The organism is Kitasatospora sp. NPDC002227, assembly GCF_040296285.1.
Lineage (GTDB): Bacteria > Actinomycetota > Actinomycetes > Streptomycetales > Streptomycetaceae > Kitasatospora.
The window spans coordinates 74,173-95,024 of sequence record NZ_JBEOWY010000021.1; the positions used below are offsets into that span (position 1 = coordinate 74,173).

Below are 20,852 nucleotides of genomic sequence, written 5' to 3' on the forward strand. Positions count from 1 at the left end.
GAAGGCCGCCGGGCAGCCGTCAATGCTTCGGTGGGACCACGCCGCCCTCATCGCTACAGGAGGCGCAGTATCGCTGTCTATGGACCCTAACGCGCAGGCCGGGCCGCTGAATCCCCCACGCAGAGCTGTTCGCTGTGAGCGCAGGGTCCGCACGGACGCGAACAGGCGGGCCCGGCACCCCCGAAAGGGGTGCCGGGCCCGCCTGCTGGAGCGTTACCTGGATCAGGCCTCGGTGGTCTCGGCGGCAGCCTCGACCTCGGTGCCCTCGGCCTCGGCCTCGTCCTCGTCGTCCTCGAACGAGACCGGCTCGCCGTTGGTGTCGGTGACCTTGGCGGCCTCGACCACGGTGGCCAGCGCCTTGCCGCGGGCGACCTCGCCGACGAGCAGCGGCACCTGGCCACCCTCGACGACCTGCTGGGCGAACTGGTCCGGGGTCATGCCGGAGCCGGCGGCGCGACGGATCAGGTGCTCGGTCAGCTCCTGCTGGTCGACACCGATCTCCTCCTTCGCCACGATCTCGTCCAGGACGAACTGGGTCTTGATGCCCTTCTTCGCCTGCTCCTCGGTCTCCGCCTCGAAGTCCTCGAGGGACTTGTCCTGGGACTTGAGGTAGGTGTCGAGGGTCAGGCCCATCGGCTCGAGCTGGTGGTGCTCGAGGTTGTGGCGACGGGTCTGGATCTCGTCCTTGAGGAGCTTCTCCGGGTACTCCATCTCGATGAGCTTCAGCAGCTCGTCGAGGACCCGCTCCTGGGCCTGGGTGGCCTGGTCGAACTCACGCATGCGCTCCAGGCGCTTGCGGGAGTCGTCCTTCAGCTCGTCCAGGGTGTCGAACTCGCTCGCCAGCTGGGCGAACTCGTCGTCCAGGGACGGGAGCTCCTTCTCCTGGACGGTGGTCACGGTGACGGTGACCTCGGAGCTCTGGCCGGCCTGCGAGCCGCCCTTGAGCTCGGTGGTGAAGGTCTTGGACTCACCGGCGGCGAGGCCGACGACGGCCTCGTCGATGCCGTCCAGCAGGCGGCCGGAGCCGATCTCGTAGCTCACGCCGGTGGCGGTGCCGTCCTCCGGCACCTCACCGTCGACCTTGGCCTCCAGGTCGATCACGACGACGTCGCCCTCGGCGGCGGCGCGCTCGACGTCCTTGACCGAGGAGAAGCGCTCGCGCAGCTGCTCCAGGGACTTCTCGACGTCGGCGTCCTCGACCACGATCGGGTCGACGACGACCTCGATGGTGGAGAAGTCCGGCAGGGTGATCTCGGGGCGGACGTCCACCTCGGCGACGAAGGTCAGGCCGTTGGCGTCCAGGTCCTCGACGCCCTTGATGTCGGTGATGTCCGGCTGTCCGAGGACCTCGATCTTGCCCTCGTCGACGGCCTGCGTGTAGAAGCGCGGAAGAGCGTCGTTGACGGTCTCCTCCAGCACCGCGGCACGGCCGAAGCGCTGGTCGATCACCTTGGCGGGAATCTTGCCCTTGCGGAAGCCGGGGATGGAAACCTGCTGGTTGATCTTCTTGTACGCCGCGTCGAGGCTGGGCTTGAGCTCCTCGAAGGGCACCTCGACGGTGAGTCGAACCCGAGTGGGGTTCAGAGTCTCGACGGCGCTCTTCACGGTTGGGTCTCCTAGGGGCTTGCGGTCTGGATGTCTGCGCCCGGCACCGGCCCGGCCTGGTGGCCGGTACGGACGGGCGAGACGGGCGATGGGCAGAAAGGAGCTGCATCTCCCGTACGGGGTGGACGGTGAGCTTGACTCCTCGCCCTCGGGCGGCTGACCTGCGCGCATGCGCAGGGACCACCGCCAGCGGCCCATCCTACCGGTACCACGAGATGAACAGGCAGGGCCCCGTCCGCCGGACGGGGCCCTGTCGAAAAGTCGGGGTGACCGGATTCGAACCGACGGCCTTCCGCTCCCAAAGCGGACGCGCTACCAAACTGCGCCACACCCCGTGGTGCCGAGCAGAAGCGTACACGTAGCCCTACCCTCACCCGGCGTCATTATCGGGGGGTCTCCGCGCCAAGTGGTGTGCGCGCAACCGGCCCGACCAGGTACGCTGTTCCCGTCCTCGCGGCAGCTGCCGTGCGGTGCGTTGCGGGTGTAGCTCAATGGTAGAGCCCCAGTCTTCCAAACTGGTCACGCGAGTTCGATTCTCGTCACCCGCTCAGCAGCCTTCGGCCCCAGGTCACCGACCTGGGGCCGAAGTCGTATCCGGCTCCGTCGCGGGCGTTCTGAGCACCCCTCAGCATTGGCTACGCTCTGCCCGTTCGAGTCAGACAACAGGTGTTCGACCAAGGAGTTGCCGGTGCGTCCGCAGGAGCGGCTGGCCGTGATTCAGCGCAGCGTGGTCCGCGAGATGGCGCGCTACGGGCAGGAGTTCCACGTCGAGGGCGAGCTGGTCCGGGGCCCCGGCAGCACGGCGGTGGCCGTCCGGGAGCACCCGGGGGACGGCGGGCACGTCGATCTCGGCTACGTGCTGGAGCTCGGCCGGGCCGACGGGCCGGTGGTCTGGGACTGCACGGCCGGCCTCGGCAAGACCGAGGAGGAGAAGCTCGACAGCGCGGTGCGGATGTGGGCCACCACCACCGCCTCGGCCGTGGTGGAGCTCACCGAGCGGCGCGGGGCGCACGGGGACCACTACCGGCCCGAGGCGCTGCCCGGGTGGCACGCGGTGCAGGGCCCGGCGGCCGTCTTCGGCTTCGGCAGCGAACGGCTGGCCGGCTGGCTCGCCGACCACCAGGTGCTGCCGGATCTCGCCGCGGCACTGGGGCCGGAACTGACCGGCCCCGAGATCAACGGCGTGAAGCTCTTCCTCGGCGGCCGGACGGGTGAGGACGTGGCGGAGGTGCGGGTCAACGGCGAGGTGGCCGAGGCCGCCTCGGCCGCGCTGCGCGCCCTGCCGTGGCCGCGCGGCGAGCGCCTCTGCTGGGCCCGGCTGTTCGTCCTGCTGGCCCGCGACCGGGCTCCCGAGCCCGTGCCGGAGGTACCGACCACAGCCGTGCCGCTGCCCGCCCGGGCAGCCGGGCGTGGTGCGCTCGGGCGCTGGTGGCGGGCCCGCCGAGCGGAGCGCTGACTCAGCTCGCGACGGAGGAGATGGTCTTCGCGAGCTGGCTGAGGAAGTCCTGGATGGGCTTGGCCGCCGTGGACTGGCTGACCATGAAGCCGAAGAGCGCGGCGAGGATCGCGTGGCTCAGCTTCATCTGCTTGTTCCGGATGAAGATGACGACGATGACACCGAACAGGAACAGCGCGGAGACGGAGAAGGCCACCCGAGTTCACTTCCCTATTTCTTCGTAGCGAGGCTGCGTTACGGGACCTCCGTGTGAGGCCCCGCGGCGACGCCCCCGCGCCCTGCGGCGCGGACCGTCCCGGGCGGAAGTCGACCCGGTGCCCCCATGCCCCCCGAAGAACCGTCCAGCCCCGCCCGGACTCAGTGTGGTCGTTCGTGCGGACTGCGTAAAGCACTTGCCGGAACCCCGGCTCGAAGATCCTGCGATGTGAGACGAATTTCCGCCGACCGAGACGATAGCGGACGGCCCCTGACGGACCGTCGACCGGGGGCATCCAGGCAGCTCAGGGCCCATGACGGCGGTGCGCTCCGGGTACGTAGATCCACTCGCCCGGGCCCGGGTCAGGTTTGGCCGAAGATCACCGCACGGACTTGACACCGCCCGCTCACCCGACGTGCACCGGTCACACCCCGTTCACCCCCGCCACCCCTCGGCTCACTGCCGCCACAGCAGCAGCACCGCGCGGTCGTCGTTGACGTCCTTGGCCACCGTCTCGATCAGCCGTACCGCCGCACCCCGGCCACCCGCCGCCAGCTGAGCGGCGGCCACCAGCCGGTCGGCCTCCCCCATCAGCCGGTCCATGCCCTCGGTGAGATCCCGCCCCGGCACCTCGACCATCCCGTCGGTGCACAGCAGCAGCACGTCGCCCCGGTTCAGGCGCCCGCGTACGCCCTCGAACTTCGCGCCGTCGTAGATCCCGAGCAGCGGCCCCTCGACCGACTCCTTGACCTCCCAGTGCCCGGCGCCCGAGAGCCGCTGCATGCCCGGCAGGTGCCCGGCGGAGAGCAGCTCGTACTCGCCGCTGTCCAGGTCGAGCACCAGGTGGACGGCGGTGGCGAAGCCCTCCTCCCAGTCCTGCCGGAGCAGGTAGCCGTTGGCGGCGGGCAGGAACTCGTGCGCCGGCAGCGAGCCGAGCAGGCCGCCGAAGGCGCCGGAGAGCAGCAGGGCGCGCGAGCCGGCGTCCATGCCCTTGCCGGAGACGTCGGCCAGCACCACCTCGAGCACCCGCCGCCCCGGGCCGGTGCGGGCGGCCACCACGAAGTCGCCGGAGAAGGACTGCCCGCCGGCCGGGCGCAGCGCCATGTCGGCGTGCCAGCCCGCGGGCAGTTCGGGCACCATGCTCTGCACCCGCAGCCGCTCGCGCAGGTCGAAGAGCATCGAGCCGCCGCCCCGCCAGGGCACCCCGACCCGGCTGCGGAACTGCGCGAGCAGCAGCCCGGCGACCCCGACCGCACCGACCACCAGGGCGGCACCGGGTGTCACGCCGAAGACATAGGTGTCGGGGCTGCTGCTGGCGACCCGCTCGCCGGTGTGGATCAGCGACTCGGTGGACAGGCCCATCGCGGCGGCCGCGTACAGCAGCACCAGGGTGCCCGGCCGCAGCAGCAGCGAACCCGCGAGGATCGGCAGCACCAGGGCGGTGGGCGGGACCCAGGCGGGGATCCAGACGTTGAGCATCACCAGCAGCGGCACGGCGGCCAGGAAGACGGCGAAGGCCAGCCAGTCCGAGGCGTCGCCCCGGAAGTAGTCCACCCCGGTGCGGCGCAGCCTTCGTCGGGCCCGGTAGAGCCGCGCGCGCCACCGGGCCGTCCAGGGCTCCGGAGCCGCGGTCGCGGGGGAGCCCTTCGCAGTCGTCTGGGGCGCAGTGCCCGGCGTGCTGCCAGCCATGGGGTCCGACCTTATCCACCGGCGTACCCCGGCGTCGACGGGGCGGTCAGTGTCGGCCACCGTTTGGGCCGATCTGCCGGAGGCGGGCAAATCGGTCGCGCACGACACAAACAGGTGATAGCTGTGACACATGACTGCTGACCTGCCCTTCGGCCCTCATACCGTCCAACCGCTGCGTCCCGAGGACTGGGACGAGTGGTACCGCTGCCTGGAGACGGCCTTCGGCGGCCAGGAGGAGCCGCCGGAGGAGCGCGCGCTGTGGCGGGGGCTGACGGAGTTCGACCGTTCGCTGGCCGTCCGCGACGGTTCGGAGGTCGTCGGCTGCGCCGGGGCGTTCAGCTTCCGGCTGTCCGTACCGGGCGGCGCGGTGCTCCCCGCGGCCGGGGTCACCATGGTCGGGGTGCTGCCCACGCACCGCCGCCGCGGGCTGCTCACCGCGCTGATGCGCCACCAGCTCGACGACGTCCGCGCCCGGGGCGAGGCGCTCGCCGTCCTCGGCGCCTCCGAACCGGTGATCTACGGCCGGTTCGGCTACGGGCAGGCGACTTGGCGGGCCGCCCTCTCGGTGCCCAGCCGCCGGGTCACCCTCCCCCACTCCCCCGGCCCGGGCGTCCGGCTGCGCCTGGTCGACCCGGCGGCGGCCGTCCCGGCCTGCGAGGAGGTGTATGCGGCCCTGGTCCCGCTGCGTCCCGGCATGCTGGAGCGCCGCCCGGGCTGGGAGCGCCTGGGGGTCACCGATGCGCCGGGCTCGCGCGACGGCTTCTCCCCGCTGCAGTGCGTGCTCGCCGAGGACGCCGCGACCGGGCGCCCGCTCGGGTACGCGCGGTACGCGGTGCGGACCAGCTGGGAGGGGGACGTCCCGGGCGGCGAGGCGAAGGTCCGGGACGTCCAGGCGCTCACCCCGCAGGTGTACGCCCGGCTCTGGGCGTACCTGCTGGAGCTGGACCTGGTGGACACCGTCACGCTCTACAGCCGGCCGGTGGACGATCCGGTGCTGCACCTGCTGAGCGATGTGCGGCGGGTGCGGCCGACGCTGGGCGACGCGCTGTTCGTCCGGCTGGTGGAGGTCGGGGCGGCGCTGGCCGGGCGGGGTTACCTGGCGCCGGTGTCGGTGGTGTTCGAGGTGGCCGACGAGTTCTGCCCGTGGAACGCCGGGCGGTGGCGGCTGCGGTGCGCCGGCCCCGGCAAGGCCGTCAGCTGTGAACGGACCGAGGATGCGGCCGACCTGGCGCTCTCCGTCCGGGAGTTGGGCGCGGCCTACCTGGGCGGCGTCTCGCTCGCGGCGCTCGCGGGCGCGGGGCGGGTGACCGAGCTACGGCCGGGGGCGCTCGCGGAGGCTTCGCGCGCCTTCGGCTCTGACCTGGCCCCTTGGCTGCCGCACGGTTTCTGAGTGAGCAACCACCGGGGGCGCGGGGCGCCCCCGGATGGTGCAGCTACAACTGAGCGAAAATGTCAGCCCTGGGGGTGGTGGGCCGGGATCGGGGGCAGCTCGCCCGTGGTCTCGTACTCGCTGAGCATCTCGATCCGGCGGGTGTGGCGCTCGGCGCCGCTGTACGGGGTGTTGAGGAAGACCTCGACGAACTTGGTCGACTCCTCCTCCGTGTGCATCCGGCCGCCGATGCTGATCACGTTGGCGTTGTTGTGCTCGCGGCCGAGCGCAGCGGTCTGCTCGCTCCAGGCCAGCGCGGCCCGCACACCCTTGACCTTGTTGGCGGCGATCGCCTCACCGTTGCCCGAACCACCGATCACGATGCCCAGCGCCTCCGGGTCGGCGGCGGTGCGCTCGGCGGCCCGCAGGCAGAACGGCGGGTAGTCGTCCTCGGCGTCGTAGATGTGCGGCCCGCAGTCGACCGGCTCGTGGCCGGCCTCCTTCAGCCACTGGACGAGGTGGTTCTTGAGGTCATATCCGGCATGGTCGGAACCCAGGTACACGCGCATGCGTATGAGTGTGGCATGCGCGTGCAGCTGACGGGTGACCGGCTCAGCCGCGGCGGCCCAGCAGCTTCCAGGTCAGCGGGAGGGCGCCGACGGCCAGCGCGGCCTTGATCGCGTCGCCCACCAGGTAGGGGTAGAGGCCGAGTTCGGCGGCGCGGGCGAGCGGGACGTGCAGGGCCAGCGCCAGGTACGGCACTCCGACGGCGTAGATCGCCAGGTTGCCGAGCACCATCGCCAGGCCGGTGCGCAGCGGGCCGCGGTCGGCGCCGCGGCGGGCGAGTGCGCCGGTGAGCCCGGCGGCGAGCACGAAGCCGATCACGTACCCGAAGCTGGCCATCGCCCAGCCGGAGCTCGCCCCGGCGAACCACGGCAGTCCGGCCGCGCCGGCCAGCAGGTAGAGGCCGAGGGAGGCGATGCCCCGGCGGGCGCCGAGCGCGGTGCCGACCAGCAGGGCGGCGAAGGTCTGGCCGGTGACGGGCACCGGGGAGCCGGGCACGTTCACCGAGAGCTGGGCGGCCAGGCCGGTGAGCGCCGCGCCGCCGCCGACCAGCGCCAGCTCACGGGCCTGGGCGCCGAGCCGGGTGGCGGCCTTCGGCAGCAGGTCGGCGAGGACGGGGGTGGTGGCGGGTGCGGCGGTGACGGTGGCCATCAGGCGGGCTCCAAGATCGACGAGGGTGGACACCTGCGAACCTACGCGGCAGGTCGCACCCGCACGGCGTCGTCCCCGACAAAGCGTCAGGGTCCGAACTTGTCGGAACCGGCACAGATCTGTCGGGTCGGGTAGCAATCTGATCACGTCGGGTCACCACTCCGTCCGTATACCGGTCCATCCGGGGGAGCTCCTTGGCGCTCCCGCCGGGCGTACCGAATAGTGGAGCGGACCTCTCCGCAATCCGTACAGTCTGGACCTGCCCATGCCGACCTCCACCCCCCAGCCGACGCTGGTGCCGCAGGACGACGCGTCCGGCACCACCGGCGGTCAGCTCGGCCACGGCCTCAAGCCGCGCCACCTGTCGATGATCGCCCTCGGCGGCGTGATCGGCGCCGGGCTCTTCGTCGGCTCCGGCGCGGGCATCGCCGCCGCCGGGCCGGCCATCGTGGTGGCCTTCGCGGTCTCAGGCCTGCTGGTCATGCTGGTGATGCGGATGCTCGGCGAGATGTCGGCGGCCCACCCGGCCAGCGGTTCCTTCTCGGTGCACGCCGAGCGGGAGATCGGCCCCTGGGCCGGGCTGACGGCCGGTTGGATGTACTGGACGCTGCTGTGCGTGGGCGTCGCGGCCGAGGCGATCGGCGCCTCGCACGTGATGGCCAACTGGCTGCCCGGGGTGCCCTCCTGGGTCTGGGTCGCGCTCTTCATGGCCTTCTTCTGCGGCACCAACCTGGCGGCCGTGAAGAACTTCGGCGAGTTCGAGTTCTGGTTCGCGGCCGTGAAGATCACCGCGATCGCGGGCTTCCTGGTCGTCTGCGTGCTGGCCATCCTGGGCGTGCTGCCCGGCACCCACGCCCCGGGCACCGGCAACCTCACCGGCCAGGGCGGCTTCCTGCCCAACGGCACCAGCGGCCTGATCACCGGCCTGCTCGCCTCGGTCTTCGCGTACGGCGGTCTGGAGACCGTCACCATCGCCGCCGCCGAGTCCGAGGACCCGCGCCGCAACGTGGCGGGCGCCGTGCGCACCGCGATGTGGCGGATCGCGCTCTTCTACGTCGGCTCGATGGCCGTGATCGTCACCCTGGTGCCGTGGAACTCCGCCGCCGTGGTCAAGGACGGGCCGTACGTCGCGGTGCTCGACGCCCTCGGCATCCCCGGGGCCGGGCAGCTGATGAACGTGGTCGTGCTGATCGCGCTGCTCTCTGCGATGAACGCCAACATCTACGGTTCCTCGCGGATGGCCTACTCGCTGGTCCAGCGCGGGCAGGGGCCGCGGGTGCTCGCGAAGGTGAGCGGCGGGGTACCGCGGCTCGCGGTCCTGGCCTCCTGCGCCTTCGGGTTCCTCGCGGTGCTGTTCAGCTACTGGTGGCCGGAGACCGTCTTCCACTGGCTGCTCAACATGGTCGGCGCGGCCGTGCTCGTGGTCTGGGCGTTCATCGCGGTGGCGCAGCTGCGGATGCGGCGGCGGCTGGAGCGCGAGGCACCCGAGCAACTGACGGTCCGGATGTGGCTCTACCCCTACCTCACCTGGGCGGCCCTGGTGGGCATCCTCGCGGTGCTCGCGCTGATGACGCTCGACGCGGACAACCGGGTGCAGCTCTACTTCACGGCCGGGCTGGCGGCCGTGCTGGCCCTGGTCGGAAAACTGAAGCGTTAACCACCGGGGGCGCGAGGAACTGCGCGACCGGGCCTCTACGAAGGTGCCTGGTCGGCAGCGCAGTTCCTCGCGCCCCTGGATAGTGCAACTCACTCACTCAAAGTTGGGACCGGCAGTCCGGGTCCGCTTGATCTCGTAGAAGCCAGGCGTGCTGGCAACGAGCACGGTGCCGTCCCACAGGCGGGCGGCGGCCTCGCCGCGCGGGGTGGGGGTGACGACCGGTCCGAAGAAGGCGACGCGGTCGCCGTCCGGGCCGTCGACCGCGATCACTGGGGTGCCGACGTCCTCGCCGACCAGCGAGATGCCCTCCTGGTGCGAGGCGCGCAGGGCCTCGTCGTAGGCGTCGGTGTCGGCGGCGTCGGCCAGCTCGACCGGGAGGCCGGCGGCGGTGAGGGCGGCCTCGATGGTGGCGCGCTCGTTCGGCAGGCCCTGGTTGTGGAACCGGGTGCCCAGCTCGGTGTAGAGCGGGCCGATGACCTTCTCACCGTGCGCCTGCGCGGCGGCGATCACCACGCGGACCGGACCCCAGGCCTTCTTGAGGCCCTCGCGGTACTTCTCCGGCAGGTTCTCGTTGTGCTCGTTCAGCACCGCGAGGCTCATCACGTGCCAGCGGGTGTCCACCGGGCGCAGCTGCTCGACCTCGAGCATCCAGCGGGAGGTCATCCAGGCCCAGGGGCAGATCGGGTCGAACCAGAAGTCGGCGATCTTGCGGGAGTCGGCAGTCGTCACGGACGGCGTCCTTCGCTCGGAGGAGGGAGATTACCTCCCTGCCCAACGCGCCTCCCCCGCCGAGCATTCCGGTCGGCCGGTACGGACCTGTGCAATGGTACGGGCGGGGGTGCGTGCGAGGATGCTCCCCGGGGAAGAACCCACCGCCAACCGCAACCGTGCGAGCCGGACAAAGGAGTACCGCCCGTGCCGGGTAAGAACCTGAGCCGAGAGGAAGCCCAGCAGCGGGCCGACATCCTCACCGTGGACAGTTACCGCGTCCACCTCGATGTGTCGGCCGCGGAGGACCAGGCGCAGGCCACCTTCCGCTCCACCACGACGCTGAACTTCCGCTGCGCCACCCCGGGCGCGGCCACCTTCGTCGACCTGCTGGCCCCGGCCGTCCGCGCGGTGACCCTCAACGGCCGCGCCCTCGACCCGGCCGTGGTGTTCGACGGGGCCCGGGTCAGCGTCGAGGGCCTGGCGGAGCAGAACGAGCTGGTGGTCGAGGCCGACTGCGCGTACAGCCGCACCGGCGAGGGCCTGCACCGCTTCCTCGACCCGGCCGACGGTGAGACCTACCTCTACACCCACTTCGAGCCGGCCGACTCGCGCCGGGTCTTCGCCAACTTCGAACAGCCCGACCTCAAGGCCCCGTTCAGCTTCACCGTGACCGCCCCGGCCGCCTGGGACGTGTACGCCAACGCCGTGCACGAGAGCGTCACCGCCGAGGGCGGCGCCAAGGTCTGGCAGTTCGCCCCCACCCAGCCGATCTCCACGTACCTGACCGCCGTCGTCGCCGGTCCGTACCACGTGGTCCGCGACCACTACAGCCGCAAGCTCTCCGACGGCAGCACGCTGGAGATCCCGCTCGCCGCCACCTGCCGCAAGTCGCTGGCCCGGTACTTCGACGCGGACGAGATCCTCACCGTCACCAAGCAGGGCCTGGACTTCTTCCACGAGGAGTTCGACTTCCCCTACCCCTTCGGCAAGTACGACCAGTGCTTCGTGCCGGAGTACAACATCGGCGCCATGGAGAACCCGGGCTGCGTCACCTTCCGCGAGGAGTTCGTCTTCCGCTCGAAGGTCACCGAGGCCGCGTACGAGGGCCGGGCCAACGTCGTCCTGCACGAGATGGCGCACATGTGGTTCGGCGACCTGGTCACCATGAAGTGGTGGGACGACCTCTGGCTGAAGGAGTCCTTCGCGGACTTCATGGGCTCCTTCTCGCAGATCGAGGCGGGGACTCGGTACCGCGCCGCCTGGATCACCTTCGCCAACAGGCGCAAGGCCTGGGCCTACCGGCAGGACCAGTTCCCCACCACCCACCCGATCACGGCCGACATCCCCGACCTGGAGGCCGCGAAGCTCAACTTCGACGGCATCACCTACGCCAAGGGCGCCTCGGTGCTCAAGCAGCTGGTGGCGTACGTCGGCCGGGACGCCTTCCTCGAGGGTGTCCGGCAGTACTTCAAGCGGCACGCGTTCGGCAACACGGTGCTCGGCGACCTGCTGGAGGCCCTGGAGGCCACCAGCGGGCGTGACCTGACGGCCTGGTCGGCCGCCTGGCTGCAGACCTCCGGGGTCAACCTGCTCACCCCGCAGGTGACCTGCGACGCCGAGGGCCGGATCACCGAGTTCGCGATCGAGCAGGACGACGCGAGCGGCCTGCGCCCGCACCGCCTCGCGGTCGGCTGCTACGACCGGGCCGCGGACGGCACACTGGTCCGCACCGACCGGATCGAGCTGGACGTGACCGGCGCCCGCACGGTCGTCCCCGAGCTGGCCGGGCGGCCGCGCCCCGCGCTGGTGCTGCTCAACGACGACGACCTGACGTACTGCAAGATCCGCTTCGACGACCACTCGCTGGCCACCCTGCGCTCCTCGCTCGGCGACGTCGCCGATCCGCTGGCCCGTGCCCTGGCCTGGTCGGCGGTCTGGAACCTCACCCGGGACGGGCTGATGCCCGCCCGCGACTACATCGACCTGGTGCTGCGCTTCGCCGGGACGGAGTCGGACATCGGCGTGCTGCAGTCGCTGCACCAGCAGTCCAAGGCGGCGCTCGACCTGTACGCCGCGCCCGAGTGGCGCGCCGAGGGCGCCCGGCTGCTGGCGGAGGGCGCGCTGCGCGAGCTGCGCGCCGCCGAGCCCGCCAGTGACCACCAGCTGGCCTGGGCCCGGTTCCTGACCCAGAACGCGGGCGGGGCCGAGCACCTGCAGCTGGTCCAGGGGCTGCTCGCGGGCACGGCCCGGATCGACGGTCTGGAGGTCGACCAGGAGCTGCGCTGGGAGCTGTGGCTGGCGCTGGCCGCCGCCGGGCACGCGGATGAGGCCGAGCTGCGGACGGAGCTCGCGCTCGACAACACCGCCAGCGGCAAGCAGCACCTCACCCACTGCCTGGCCGCCCGGCCCACGGCAGAGGCCAAGGCCGCCGCCTGGACGGCGGTGGTGGACTCCGACGAGCTGCCCAACGCCCTGGTCGAGGCCAACATCGCCGGTTTCAACCTGGCCGGCCAGCGCGGGCTGACGGCCGGCTACCTGGAGCCGTACTTCGGCCTCCTCGAGACGGCCTGGGCACAGCGCAGCATCGAGATCGCGATGCGGATCGTCGGCGGCTTCTTCCCGCGCTACCAGACCACCGACGCCACCCTCGCGGCCACCGACGCCTGGCTGGCCGAGCACCCGCAGGCCGCCCCGGCCCTGCGCCGCCTCGTCCTCGAGGGCCGCGACGACCTGGCCCGGGCCCTCCGCGCCCAGGCCTGCGACCGATCTGCCTGAGTTGCACCACCCGCCTGGGGGCGCGGGCCCCGCGCCCCCGGTGGTTTCCCTTACTTGAGCGTCCCGGCCGTCAGGCCGGCCTGGACCTGCCGCTGGAACGACAGGTAGACCACCAGCACCGGCAGCATCGCGATCGTCATCCCCGCGAACAGCGCCGCCGGATCCCCCGCGTACCCCTGCTGCAGCGCCAGGTTCACCAGCCCCTGCGACAGCATCGAGCGGTTCGCGTCCGTCCCGGACGTGGGCTGCATCAGGGTGACCGGCAGGATGTACTGGTTCCACTGCCCCAGCAGGTTGAAGATCCCGACGCTGACCAGGCCCGGCCGGGCCATCGGCAGCATCACCTGGAAGAACGCCCGGCTGTGCGAGCACCCGTCGAGCATCGCCGCCTCGTGCACGGCCGTCGGCAGCGTCCGCAGGAAGGCGTGCAGGAAGAAGACGGTGAACGGCAGCGAGTACGCGACGTACACCAGGATCAGCCCGAGGTAGCTGTTCAGCCCGAGCAGCGGGGAGATCTCACCGAGCCGCCGCACCATGAAGAAGAGCGGCACCAGCGCCAGGTACACCGGGAACATCGCCCCGGCCACGAAGAAGTAGTAGATCACCCGGTTGCCCGGGAACTCGTACCGCGCCAGCACGTACGCGGCCATCGCCCCGAGCAGCATCGTCAGGGTGAGCGAACCGGCCAGCACGATCACGGTGTTGAGGAAGAACCCGCCGATGCCGCCCTTGCTCCAGGCCCGGGCGAAGGCGTCGAAGCCCCAGTGCGCCGGCCAGGACCACGCGCTGCCGCCGATCTCGGCATCGCTCTTGAAGGAGCCGAGCACCACCCAGAGCAGCGGCAGCACGATCATCACGGCCCACAGCAGCAGGAACCCGTGCGAGAACACGTTCAGCGGGCTGGTCCGCTCCTTGCGCGCGCCCATCAGAACTCGATCCGCTCGCGCCGGGTCACCCGCAGCGCGACGGCCGACAGCACGAGGGTGAAGAAGAAGATCACGACGCCCATCGCGCACGCGTAGCCCGCCTTGCCGAAGAAGAGGAAGTTGCGCATCAGGTAGGTCGCGATGATCTCGCTGCGGTGGTCCGGGCCGCCGCCGTAGCTGGCGCCGACCGTCATGGTGGAGACCAGTGCGAAGACGTCCATCGCGGCGATCGCGAGGTAGACCCAGGCCGTCTGCACGGTGTCCCACAGCAGCGGCAGGGTGATCCGGAAGAAGGTCTGGCCGCGCCCGGCGCCGTCCAGCAGCGCGGATTCGTAGATGTCCTTGGGCACCGACTGCATGGCGGCCGAGAAGAGCACCAGGTAGAAGCCGGCTCCGGCCCAGATCAGCACCCCGAGGATGCACCAGAGCACCAGGTCGGGGTCGGCCAGCCACTCGACCGGGTGGCCGGCGTCCTGCAGGCCGAGCACCTGCAGGACGCCGTTGAACAGCCCGCCGCCGTCCGGGCGGTAGACCGCCTCCCAGAGCACGGCCAGGATCGCCACCGAGAGCACCTGAGGGAGGAAGAACAGCACCTTGTAGGCCGCCGCCCCGCGCACCCCCCGCACTCCTCCGGCGCCGCCGCGCCCGCCGACGTTGAGCATGAAGGCGAAGAACAGTGCGAGCAGGATCGTCGCCACGGGCAGCACCGCCAGCAGCAGCAGGTTGTGTCCCAGCGCGCCGAGGAAGACCTCGTCGTGCAGCAACTTGCCGTAGTTGCCCAGGCCCACGAAGTGCATCTCCTGGGACTGGCCGTTCCAGTCGGTCAGCGAGTACCCGAAGGTCTGCAGGTACGGCCAGAGCACCAGGGCCGCGTAGAGCGTGACCGGAGCGATGAGGAACCCGATGATGAACGGGTACCGGCGGTGCCGCATGAGCGTCGTCCTTCCCCGTACCTAGGCCTTCTTGGCCTTTTCGGCAGCCGACTTGGCCCGCTTGAGCCACTCGTCCGGCTTGATCCGGTTCGCCATCAACTCGGTGCTGGCGTTGCCGAGTTCGATGTCGAAGGCGCTCTGGGTGTTGGGGTAGTCGTAGTTGAAGACGTCGGATCCGGCCGCCGTCAGCGCGGCCACCGCCGACTTGGTGCCCGGGCGCAGCTTCACGTCCGGCCCGATGCCGTCCTTGAGCACGGTGACGGCGTTGGCCTGCTGGGCGAACTGTCCGGCGCCCTCCTTGGTCAGCATCATCCGCAGGAACTCCATGCCGCCCTGCACGTTCTTGGCCTTGGCCGGCACGATGAAGGGCTCGTCCGCCCCGGCGCGCAGCGAGGTGGGCGGCAGCTTGTCGCCCGGCAGGCTCGGCATCGGGAGGAAGGTCATCTCGAAGTCGTCCGGGGTGAGCTTGAGCTGCTCGTTCTCCAGCCAGGAGCCGCAGGGCACGAAGGCGGCCTTGTACTGGTTCCAGGCGGTCTGCGACTCGGTGTGGGTCATGCCGTTGGTGCCCGGCAGCAGGTAGTCGTGGTCGACCAGCTGGTAGACCGCCTCGATCGCGGCCTTGGCCTCGGGGCCGTCCCAGACGGTGGTGTCGAGCGCGTCGACCCGGTGGATGATGTCCGCCCCGCCCTGGCGGGCGAGCAGGTCCATGATGACGACGTTGATGTAGTACGGGTACTTGCCCTGGTGGCAGAAGGGCGCGACGCCCGCGGCCTTGATGGTGGCGCAGAGGGTGATGAAGTCGGCCCAGGTCTTCGGCGCCGTCCAGCCCTTCTCCTTGAAGAGCTTGCCGGAGTACCAGAGCCCGGAGATCGAGTACACGTAGTTGAGGGAGTACATCTTGCCGTCGAAGGAGCCGTGCTCGATCGTGCCGGGCTGCAGGACGTCCTTGACCTTCTTGCTCGGGTCGTCCAGGTAGGGGGCCTCCAGCAGCGGGGTCAGGTCCGCGAGCTGGCCGGCCTTGTGCAGGACGTCGAGCTTGATCTGCTTGGCGCCGGAGTCGTCCACCACGTCCGGCGGGCTGCCGGCGTTGAAGCGCGGCTGGAGCAGGCCGGTGACGTCCTGGGTCGGCGTGTGGGTGATCTTCGCGCTCGCGTACGTCTTCGTGTACAGCGCCTCGAAGGCCTTGGCGTAGTCGTCACCGAAGCCACCCTTGAAGATCACCACCTCCAGTGGCGCCGAGGCCTCCACCCCGAGCGGGTTGCCCGCACTGGTCGCCACCGCACTGGCCGTACCCGTGGCCCCGCCGCCCCCGCCGGCGCACGCGGCGAGCAGCGGCCCGCCGGTCACCGCGAGCGCGGTCAGCCCCGCCGCACGCCTGAAGAGTTCACGACGGTTGTACCCAGCTGCCGCACTCATCCGAGCCTCGCTTCTCCGTCTTCGTTGCCATTCGAGGCCAGAATGTAGCGCGTTACTGCTCGCTTGAACATAGAAATGCGCAGCTTTGCGCAACATCCACCAGGCGATGTCGCGCAAAGCTGCGCCGGGACTATCTTGTCAGGTACGGCTCAGTCGCGCAGCCCCTTGTCCAGCGCGGCCACCAGCGACCCCTGCGCGTCGTCGTTGTCCAGCGCCCAGGCCATCACCCCGCCGAGCCCGTGCCAACTCGCGTACTGCGCCTTGCGGGTGAGCAGCTGCGGGGTGTCGAAGGACCAGAACTCGGTGCCGTCGTACTTCCAGGTCGCACCGTGCGCCCAGTCGTAGTGCACGGTGCCGGGCAGGTCCTTGATCTGGTTGTACGGCAGGTTGCCACCCCGGGCCGGACCGGTCGAGCCCTGGTACAGCCCGAACTTGTCACCCGCCGGCACACCCGTCCAGCCGTAGCCGTAGAACGGCACGCCCAGCACGGCCTTGCGCGGCGGCAGCCCCTTGGACAGGTAGTGCCGCACCACGCGGTCGGCACTGTACGAGCGGTTGTCGGCGGCCGGATCGGCGCTGTCCGAGTAGAGGTTGGCGTTGTGGTCGGTGGCCGACTCCCAGGTGCCGTGCAGGTCGTAGGTCATCAGGTTGAGCCAGTCGACCGCCCTGGCCACGGCCGGGATCTCCAGCCGGTCGGCCTTGGTCTCGTTCGAGGGGACGGCGGCGGTCAGCAGGTAGTGCCTGCGCCCTTGGGTGCGGCCGAGCGCGTCCAGCTGACGGCGGAACTCCTGCATCAGCAGGGTGTAGTTGTGCCCGTCCTCGGGCCGGACCACGTTGCCCGGGTCGCCACCGCCGCCGGGGTACTCCCAGTCGATGTCGATGCCGTCAAACACCCCTGCGGCCGCACCTTCTGCCACGCCCGGCAGATTGCCCTTGAGGTAGAGGTCCAGGCAGGAGGAGACGAACTTCTTCCGCGAGGCGTCGGTGGCGGCGGCGTCCGAGAAGTACTTGGACCAGGTCCAACCGCCCAGCGAGATCACGGCCTTGAGCTGCGGGTTGGCGGCCTTGAGCTTGCGCAGCTGGTTGAAGTTGCCCTTCACCGCCTGCCCGTCGGCATCGGCCACGCCGTCCACCGACTCGTCCGCACCGACCGGGCGCTGGTAGTCGGCCCAGGCGTCGCCGACCCCGGCGCCGTTCACCTCGAAGCAGGTGCCGTCCGAGGAGACGTTGCCGAAGGCGTAGTTGAGCACGGTGAGCTTCCCGGCCTGGCCGGAGGTCTGCACCTTCTTGGCGGAGAAACCGCTGTAGATGCCCCACTGGGTGAAGTAGCCGACCCGCTGGCCGTGCAGGCTCTCACGAGCCTGGGCCGCGGTGGCGGGGGCGGTGATCAGGGCGGCCAGCGTGGCGGCCGCGAGCAGTGCTGACGTTCTTCTGGGCATGATGGACCCGTTCTCCGAATCAGCGTCAATCGGCCTGGGGCATTGGTCCAGACCAAGCTGAGACAGAGGTTTAGTCCACCTGGGTGGTGCCGCACAAGGGGCAGGGGCTCACATCCGGCCGCCGAGCATAGGAAGGCCCTCGCCGGACAGCTGTGCCAGGCCCGCCGGGCGGCCGGTGATCGCCAGCAGCAGCTCCAGCATCGGGCCGCTGACCTCGGGCCCCTCCCCCGCCGACCAGTCGGTGTCACTCGCTCGCAGCCGCAGCCCGGCCACCCGGCGCTTGCCGCCGATCAGCAGGTTGGACTTGCGGTAGAAGTCCGCGCACCGGGCCAGCGCCTCGGGCGGGTACGCGTGCCGGATGCCCAGCGGGCGGCGGATGTCCTCACCGTGCACCACCGTCTCGCCCAGCCAGCTGTCGTCCGGGCCCGGCGGGTGGGAGGTCGAGTCCAGCTGCGCGGCGAAGGCGTCCACCGTCTGCTGGATCGTCCCCTCGGTCAGCTCGGCGATCTCGCGGCCGGTCATCGCCTCGAAGCTGAAGCCGGCCCGGATCATCTTCAGGAAGAAGCCCGGCGGGGTCATCCGGGCAGTGGCGGCCATGTGCGCCAAGGTGTCCCGCACCGACCGGCCGGTGCAGAGCGAGGGGGTGCGCCACTGCTCGGGGGTCAGCTGCTGCACGTCCGCCAGCAGCGCCCGGCGCTCGGCGTGGATCAGGGCCCACGGGTCGGTGCTCACACCTCCGTGGTAACACGCCGAGGGCCGGACCGCTGCTCGGCGGTCCGACCCTCGGTACTACCTACTGGCTCAGCCGATGAGGCTGCGCAGCACGTACTGCAGGATGCCGCCGTTGCGGTAGTAGTCCGCCTCGCCGGGGGTGTCGATGCGCACGACCGCGTCGAACTCGATCTCGCCGGCCTTGACCTTGACGGTCTTCGGGGTGCGGCCCTCGTTGAGCTCGGTCACGCCGGTGAACTCGAAGGTCTCCTCGCCGGTCAGGCCCAGCGACTCGGCGTTCTGGCCGGCCGGGAACTGCAGCGGCAGGACGCCCATGCCGATCAGGTTCGAGCGGTGGATGCGCTCGTAGGACTCGGCGATGACGGCCTTGACGCCGAGCAGCGCGGTGCCCTTGGCGGCCCAGTCACGGGACGAACCGGAGCCGTACTCCTTGCCGGCCAGGACGACCAGCGGGATGCCGGCGGCCTGGTAGTTCTGCGAGGCGTCGTAGATGAACGACACCGGCGCGTCGGCCTGGGTGAAGTCGCGGGTGTAACCGCCCTCGGTGCCCGGCGCGATCTGGTTGCGCAGGCGGATGTTGGCGAAGGTACCGCGGATCATCACCTCGTGGTTGCCACGACGGGACCCGTACGAGTTGAAGTCGCGCTTCTCCACACCGTGCTCGGTGAGGTACTGCGCGGCCGGGGTGCCCGGCTTGATGTTGCCGGCCGGGGAGATGTGGTCGGTGGTGACCGAGTCGCCCAGCTTGGCCAGCACGCGGGCGCCGGAGATGTCGCTCACCGGGCTCGGGGTCTTGGCCATGCCCTCGAAGTACGGGGGCTTGCGGACGTAGGTGGACTCGGCGTCCCACTCGAAGGTGTTGCCGGTCGGGACGGGGAGCGACTGCCAGCGCTGGTCGCCCGCGAAGACGTCCTGGTAGCCCTTGTCGAACATGTCCTGGTCGATCGAGGCGGCCACCACGTCGGCGACCTCCTTCTCCGACGGCCAGATGTCGGCGAGGAAGACGTCGTTGCCGTCGGCGTCCTGGCCCAGGGCGTCACGGGTGATGTCGACGTTCATGTTGCCGGCGAGGGCGTAGGCGACCACCAGCGGCGGGGAGGCCAGGTAGTTCATCTTGACGTCGGGGTTGATCCGGCCCTCGAAGTTGCGGTTGCCGGAGAGCACCGAGACGACGGCCAGGTCGGAGGCGTTGACCGCGGCCGAGACCTCCTCGGGCAGCGGGCCCGAGTTGCCGATGCAGGTGACGCAGCCGTAGCCGACCAGGTTGAAGCCCAGCTTCTCCATGTACGGGAGCAGGCCGGCCTTCTCGTAGTAGTCCATGACGACCTTGGACCCGGGGGCCAGGGTGGTCTTGACCCAGGGCTTGACGTGCAGGCCCTTCTCCACGGCCTTCTTCGCCAGCAGGGCGGCGCCCAGCATGACGGAGGGGTTGGAGGTGTTGGTGCAGGAGGTGATCGAGGCGATCACGACCGCGCCGTTGTCGATCTCGTAGGACGAGCCGTCGGGGGCGGTGACGGCGGTCGGCTTGCTCGCCTCGGCCGAGTAGGTCGGCAGCACCTCGGCGAACTTGGTGGCGGCCTCGGCCAGGATCACGCGGTCCTGCGGGCGCTTCGGGCCGGAGATCGACGGGACGACGGTGGAGACGTCCAGCTCGAGGTACTCGGAGTAGACCGGCTCGACCGACGGGTCGTGCCAGAGGCCCTGCTCCTTGGCGTACGCCTCGACCAGGGCGAGCTGCTGCTCGTCACGGCCGGTGAGCTTGAGGTAGTTGATGGTCTCGGCGTCGATCGGGAAGATCGCACAGGTCGAGCCGAACTCCGGCGACATGTTGCCGATGGTGGCGCGGTTCGCCAGCGGGATCGCGGTGACGCCCTCGCCGTAGAACTCGACGAACTTGCCGACCACACCGTGCTTGCGCAGCATCTCGGTGATGGTGAGCACCAGGTCGGTGGCGGTGGTGCCGGCCGGGAGCTGGCCGTTGAGCTTGAAGCCGACCACGCGCGGGATCAGCATGGAGACCGGCTGGCCGAGCATCGCGGCCTCGGCCTCGATGCCGCCGACGCCCCAGCCCAGCACGCCCAAGCCGTTGACCATGGTGGTGTGCGAGTCGGTGCCGACGCAGGTGTCGGGGTACGCCTGGCCGCCCCGGACCATGACCGTGCGGGCCAGGTGCTCGATGTTGACCTGGTGCACGATGCCGGTGCCCGGCGGGACGACCTTGAACTCGTCGAACGCGGTCTGGCCCCAGCGCAGGAACTGGTAGCGCTCCTTGTTGCGGCCGTACTCGATCTCGACGTTCTGGGTGAACGCGTCCTTGGTGCCGAACTTGTCGGCGATGACGGAGTGGTCGATGACCAGCTCGGCCGGGGCCAGCGGGTTGATCTTCGCCGGGTCGCCGCCCAGCTCCTTGACGGCCTCACGCATGGTGGCGAGGTCGACGACGCACGGCACACCGGTGAAGTCCTGCATGATCACGCGGGCCGGCGTGAACTGGATCTCCTCGCTCGGCTCGGCGGTGGCGTCCCAGTTGCCGAGGGCGCGGATGTGGTCGGCGGTGATGTTCGCGCCGTCCTCCGTGCGGAGCAGGTTCTCCAGCAGCACCTTGAGGCTGTACGGCAGCCGCTCGGAACCCTCGACGGCAGAGAGCTTGAAGATCTCGTACGACTCGTCGCCCACCTGCAGCGAGCTGCGGGCGTCGAAGCTGTTCGCGGACACGACTGACTCCTTCTAGGTG

The 20,852-nt window shown here is 70.5% G+C and carries 16 protein-coding genes and 2 tRNA genes; 5 read left to right on the forward strand and 13 right to left on the reverse strand.

Going from position 1 to position 20,852, the window contains the following annotated elements:
* Window positions 1-222: 222 nt before the first annotated feature.
* Both tig and ABT095_RS20205 read right to left on the reverse strand, forming a co-directional pair.
* Window positions 223-1,605, reverse strand: coding sequence for a trigger factor (tig, locus tag ABT095_RS20200; protein WP_350530812.1), 1,383 nt, complete (start codon window positions 1,603-1,605; stop codon window positions 223-225).
* 261 nt (window positions 1,606-1,866) lie between these two features.
* Window positions 1,867-1,940, reverse strand: a tRNA-Pro gene (locus ABT095_RS20205).
* A gap of 142 nt (window positions 1,941-2,082) precedes the next feature.
* On the opposite strand from ABT095_RS20205, the gene ABT095_RS20210 reads away from it, so the two are divergent.
* Together ABT095_RS20210 and ABT095_RS20215 are read left to right on the forward strand one after the other, a co-directional pair.
* Window positions 2,083-2,153 (forward strand) — tRNA-Gly (locus ABT095_RS20210).
* A 140-nt stretch (window positions 2,154-2,293) separates the two neighbouring features.
* Window positions 2,294-3,061, forward strand: coding sequence for a DUF6348 family protein (locus ABT095_RS20215; RefSeq protein ID WP_350530813.1), 768 nt, complete (start codon window positions 2,294-2,296; stop codon window positions 3,059-3,061).
* Window position 3,062: 1 nt separating this feature from the next.
* Here the strand turns inward: ABT095_RS20215 and ABT095_RS20220 are convergent, their stop codons facing one another.
* Window positions 3,063-3,257, reverse strand: a complete 195-nt coding sequence (locus tag ABT095_RS20220) for a hypothetical protein (protein ID WP_350530814.1) — start codon at window positions 3,255-3,257, stop codon at window positions 3,063-3,065.
* Between the two features lie 456 nt (window positions 3,258-3,713).
* Window positions 3,714-4,946 carry a PP2C family protein-serine/threonine phosphatase gene (locus ABT095_RS20225; protein ID WP_350530815.1) on the reverse strand — a complete coding sequence of 411 codons (1,233 nt, stop codon included), beginning with the start codon at window positions 4,944-4,946 and terminating at the stop codon, window positions 3,714-3,716.
* Between the two features lie 130 nt (window positions 4,947-5,076).
* Between ABT095_RS20225 and ABT095_RS20230 the strand changes: the two genes are divergently transcribed.
* A complete protein-coding gene (locus tag ABT095_RS20230) occupies window positions 5,077-6,336 on the forward strand; it encodes a GNAT family N-acetyltransferase (protein WP_350530816.1) in 1,260 nt (419 codons plus the stop codon).
* 62 nt (window positions 6,337-6,398) lie between these two features.
* Here ABT095_RS20230 and ABT095_RS20235 read toward each other — a convergent pair whose 3' ends face one another.
* Entirely contained in the window at window positions 6,399-6,884 is a 486-nt protein-coding gene (locus ABT095_RS20235) for a ribose-5-phosphate isomerase (RefSeq protein WP_350530817.1), read from the reverse strand.
* Between the two features lie 43 nt (window positions 6,885-6,927).
* Complete coding sequence (locus tag ABT095_RS20240; RefSeq protein WP_350530855.1) at window positions 6,928-7,530, reverse strand: biotin transporter BioY; 603 nt, start codon at window positions 7,528-7,530, stop codon at window positions 6,928-6,930.
* Window positions 7,531-7,795: 265 nt separating this feature from the next.
* On the opposite strand from ABT095_RS20240, the gene ABT095_RS20245 reads away from it, so the two are divergent.
* Window positions 7,796-9,187, forward strand: a complete 1,392-nt coding sequence (locus ABT095_RS20245) for an amino acid permease (RefSeq protein WP_502884935.1) — start codon at window positions 7,796-7,798, stop codon at window positions 9,185-9,187.
* Window positions 9,188-9,280: 93 nt separating this feature from the next.
* On the opposite strand, the gene ABT095_RS20250 is transcribed toward ABT095_RS20245, so the two are convergent.
* Entirely contained in the window at window positions 9,281-9,916 is a 636-nt protein-coding gene (locus ABT095_RS20250) for a mycothiol-dependent nitroreductase Rv2466c family protein (RefSeq protein WP_350530818.1), read from the reverse strand.
* Window positions 9,917-10,102: 186 nt separating this feature from the next.
* Here ABT095_RS20250 and pepN point away from each other — a divergent pair, with 186 nt between their 5' ends.
* Window positions 10,103-12,673 carry an aminopeptidase N gene (pepN, locus tag ABT095_RS20255; RefSeq protein ID WP_350530819.1) on the forward strand — a complete coding sequence of 857 codons (2,571 nt, stop codon included), beginning with the start codon at window positions 10,103-10,105 and terminating at the stop codon, window positions 12,671-12,673.
* A 50-nt stretch (window positions 12,674-12,723) separates the two neighbouring features.
* On the opposite strand, the gene ABT095_RS20260 is transcribed toward pepN, so the two are convergent.
* The 6 genes from ABT095_RS20260 to acnA form a co-directional block, all read right to left on the reverse strand.
* The gene (locus ABT095_RS20260) at window positions 12,724-13,599 is read right to left on the reverse strand and encodes a carbohydrate ABC transporter permease (protein WP_350530820.1); all 876 of its coding nucleotides are present in this window, start codon (window positions 13,597-13,599) and stop codon (window positions 12,724-12,726) included.
* The gene (locus ABT095_RS20265) at window positions 13,599-14,531 is read right to left on the reverse strand and encodes a carbohydrate ABC transporter permease (RefSeq protein WP_350530821.1); all 933 of its coding nucleotides are present in this window, start codon (window positions 14,529-14,531) and stop codon (window positions 13,599-13,601) included. The genes ABT095_RS20260 and ABT095_RS20265 overlap by 1 nt, the downstream gene beginning before the upstream one ends.
* A gap of 21 nt (window positions 14,532-14,552) precedes the next feature.
* Window positions 14,553-15,947 carry an N-acetylglucosamine/diacetylchitobiose ABC transporter substrate-binding protein gene (gene ngcE / locus ABT095_RS20270; RefSeq protein WP_350530822.1) on the reverse strand — a complete coding sequence of 465 codons (1,395 nt, stop codon included), beginning with the start codon at window positions 15,945-15,947 and terminating at the stop codon, window positions 14,553-14,555.
* Window positions 15,948-16,096: 149 nt separating this feature from the next.
* Complete coding sequence (locus tag ABT095_RS20275; RefSeq protein ID WP_350530823.1) at window positions 16,097-17,386, reverse strand: glycoside hydrolase family 18 protein; 1,290 nt, start codon at window positions 17,384-17,386, stop codon at window positions 16,097-16,099.
* Between the two features lie 108 nt (window positions 17,387-17,494).
* Window positions 17,495-18,118: a maleylpyruvate isomerase family mycothiol-dependent enzyme gene (locus tag ABT095_RS20280; protein ID WP_350530824.1), complete on the reverse strand. Its 624-nt coding sequence runs from the start codon at window positions 18,116-18,118 to the stop codon at window positions 17,495-17,497.
* Window positions 18,119-18,187: 69 nt separating this feature from the next.
* Complete coding sequence (gene acnA / locus ABT095_RS20285) at window positions 18,188-20,833, reverse strand: aconitate hydratase AcnA (RefSeq protein ID WP_350530825.1); 2,646 nt, start codon at window positions 20,831-20,833, stop codon at window positions 18,188-18,190.
* Between the last annotated feature and the right edge of the window lie 19 nt (window positions 20,834-20,852).

What these genes read in the sequence shown, in the direction of transcription:
- ABT095_RS20225 (WP_350530815.1), bottom strand. Translation starts at nt 4,946, where the DNA reads ATGGCTGGCAGCACGCCGGGCACTGCGCCCCAGACGACTGCGAAGGGC.
- ABT095_RS20230 (WP_350530816.1), top strand. Translation starts at nt 5,077, where the DNA reads ATGACTGCTGACCTGCCCTTCGGCCCTCATACCGTCCAACCGCTGCGT.
- ABT095_RS20235 (WP_350530817.1), bottom strand. Translation starts at nt 6,884, where the DNA reads ATGCGCGTGTACCTGGGTTCCGACCATGCCGGATATGACCTCAAGAAC.
- ABT095_RS20240 (WP_350530855.1), bottom strand. Translation starts at nt 7,530, where the DNA reads ATGGCCACCGTCACCGCCGCACCCGCCACCACCCCCGTCCTCGCCGAC.
- ABT095_RS20245 (WP_502884935.1), top strand. Translation starts at nt 7,796, where the DNA reads ATGCCGACCTCCACCCCCCAGCCGACGCTGGTGCCGCAGGACGACGCG.
- ABT095_RS20260 (WP_350530820.1), bottom strand. Translation starts at nt 13,599, where the DNA reads ATGGGCGCGCGCAAGGAGCGGACCAGCCCGCTGAACGTGTTCTCGCAC.
- ABT095_RS20265 (WP_350530821.1), bottom strand. Translation starts at nt 14,531, where the DNA reads ATGCGGCACCGCCGGTACCCGTTCATCATCGGGTTCCTCATCGCTCCG.
- ngcE (WP_350530822.1), bottom strand. Translation starts at nt 15,947, where the DNA reads ATGAGTGCGGCAGCTGGGTACAACCGTCGTGAACTCTTCAGGCGTGCG.
- ABT095_RS20275 (WP_350530823.1), bottom strand. Translation starts at nt 17,386, where the DNA reads ATGCCCAGAAGAACGTCAGCACTGCTCGCGGCCGCCACGCTGGCCGCC.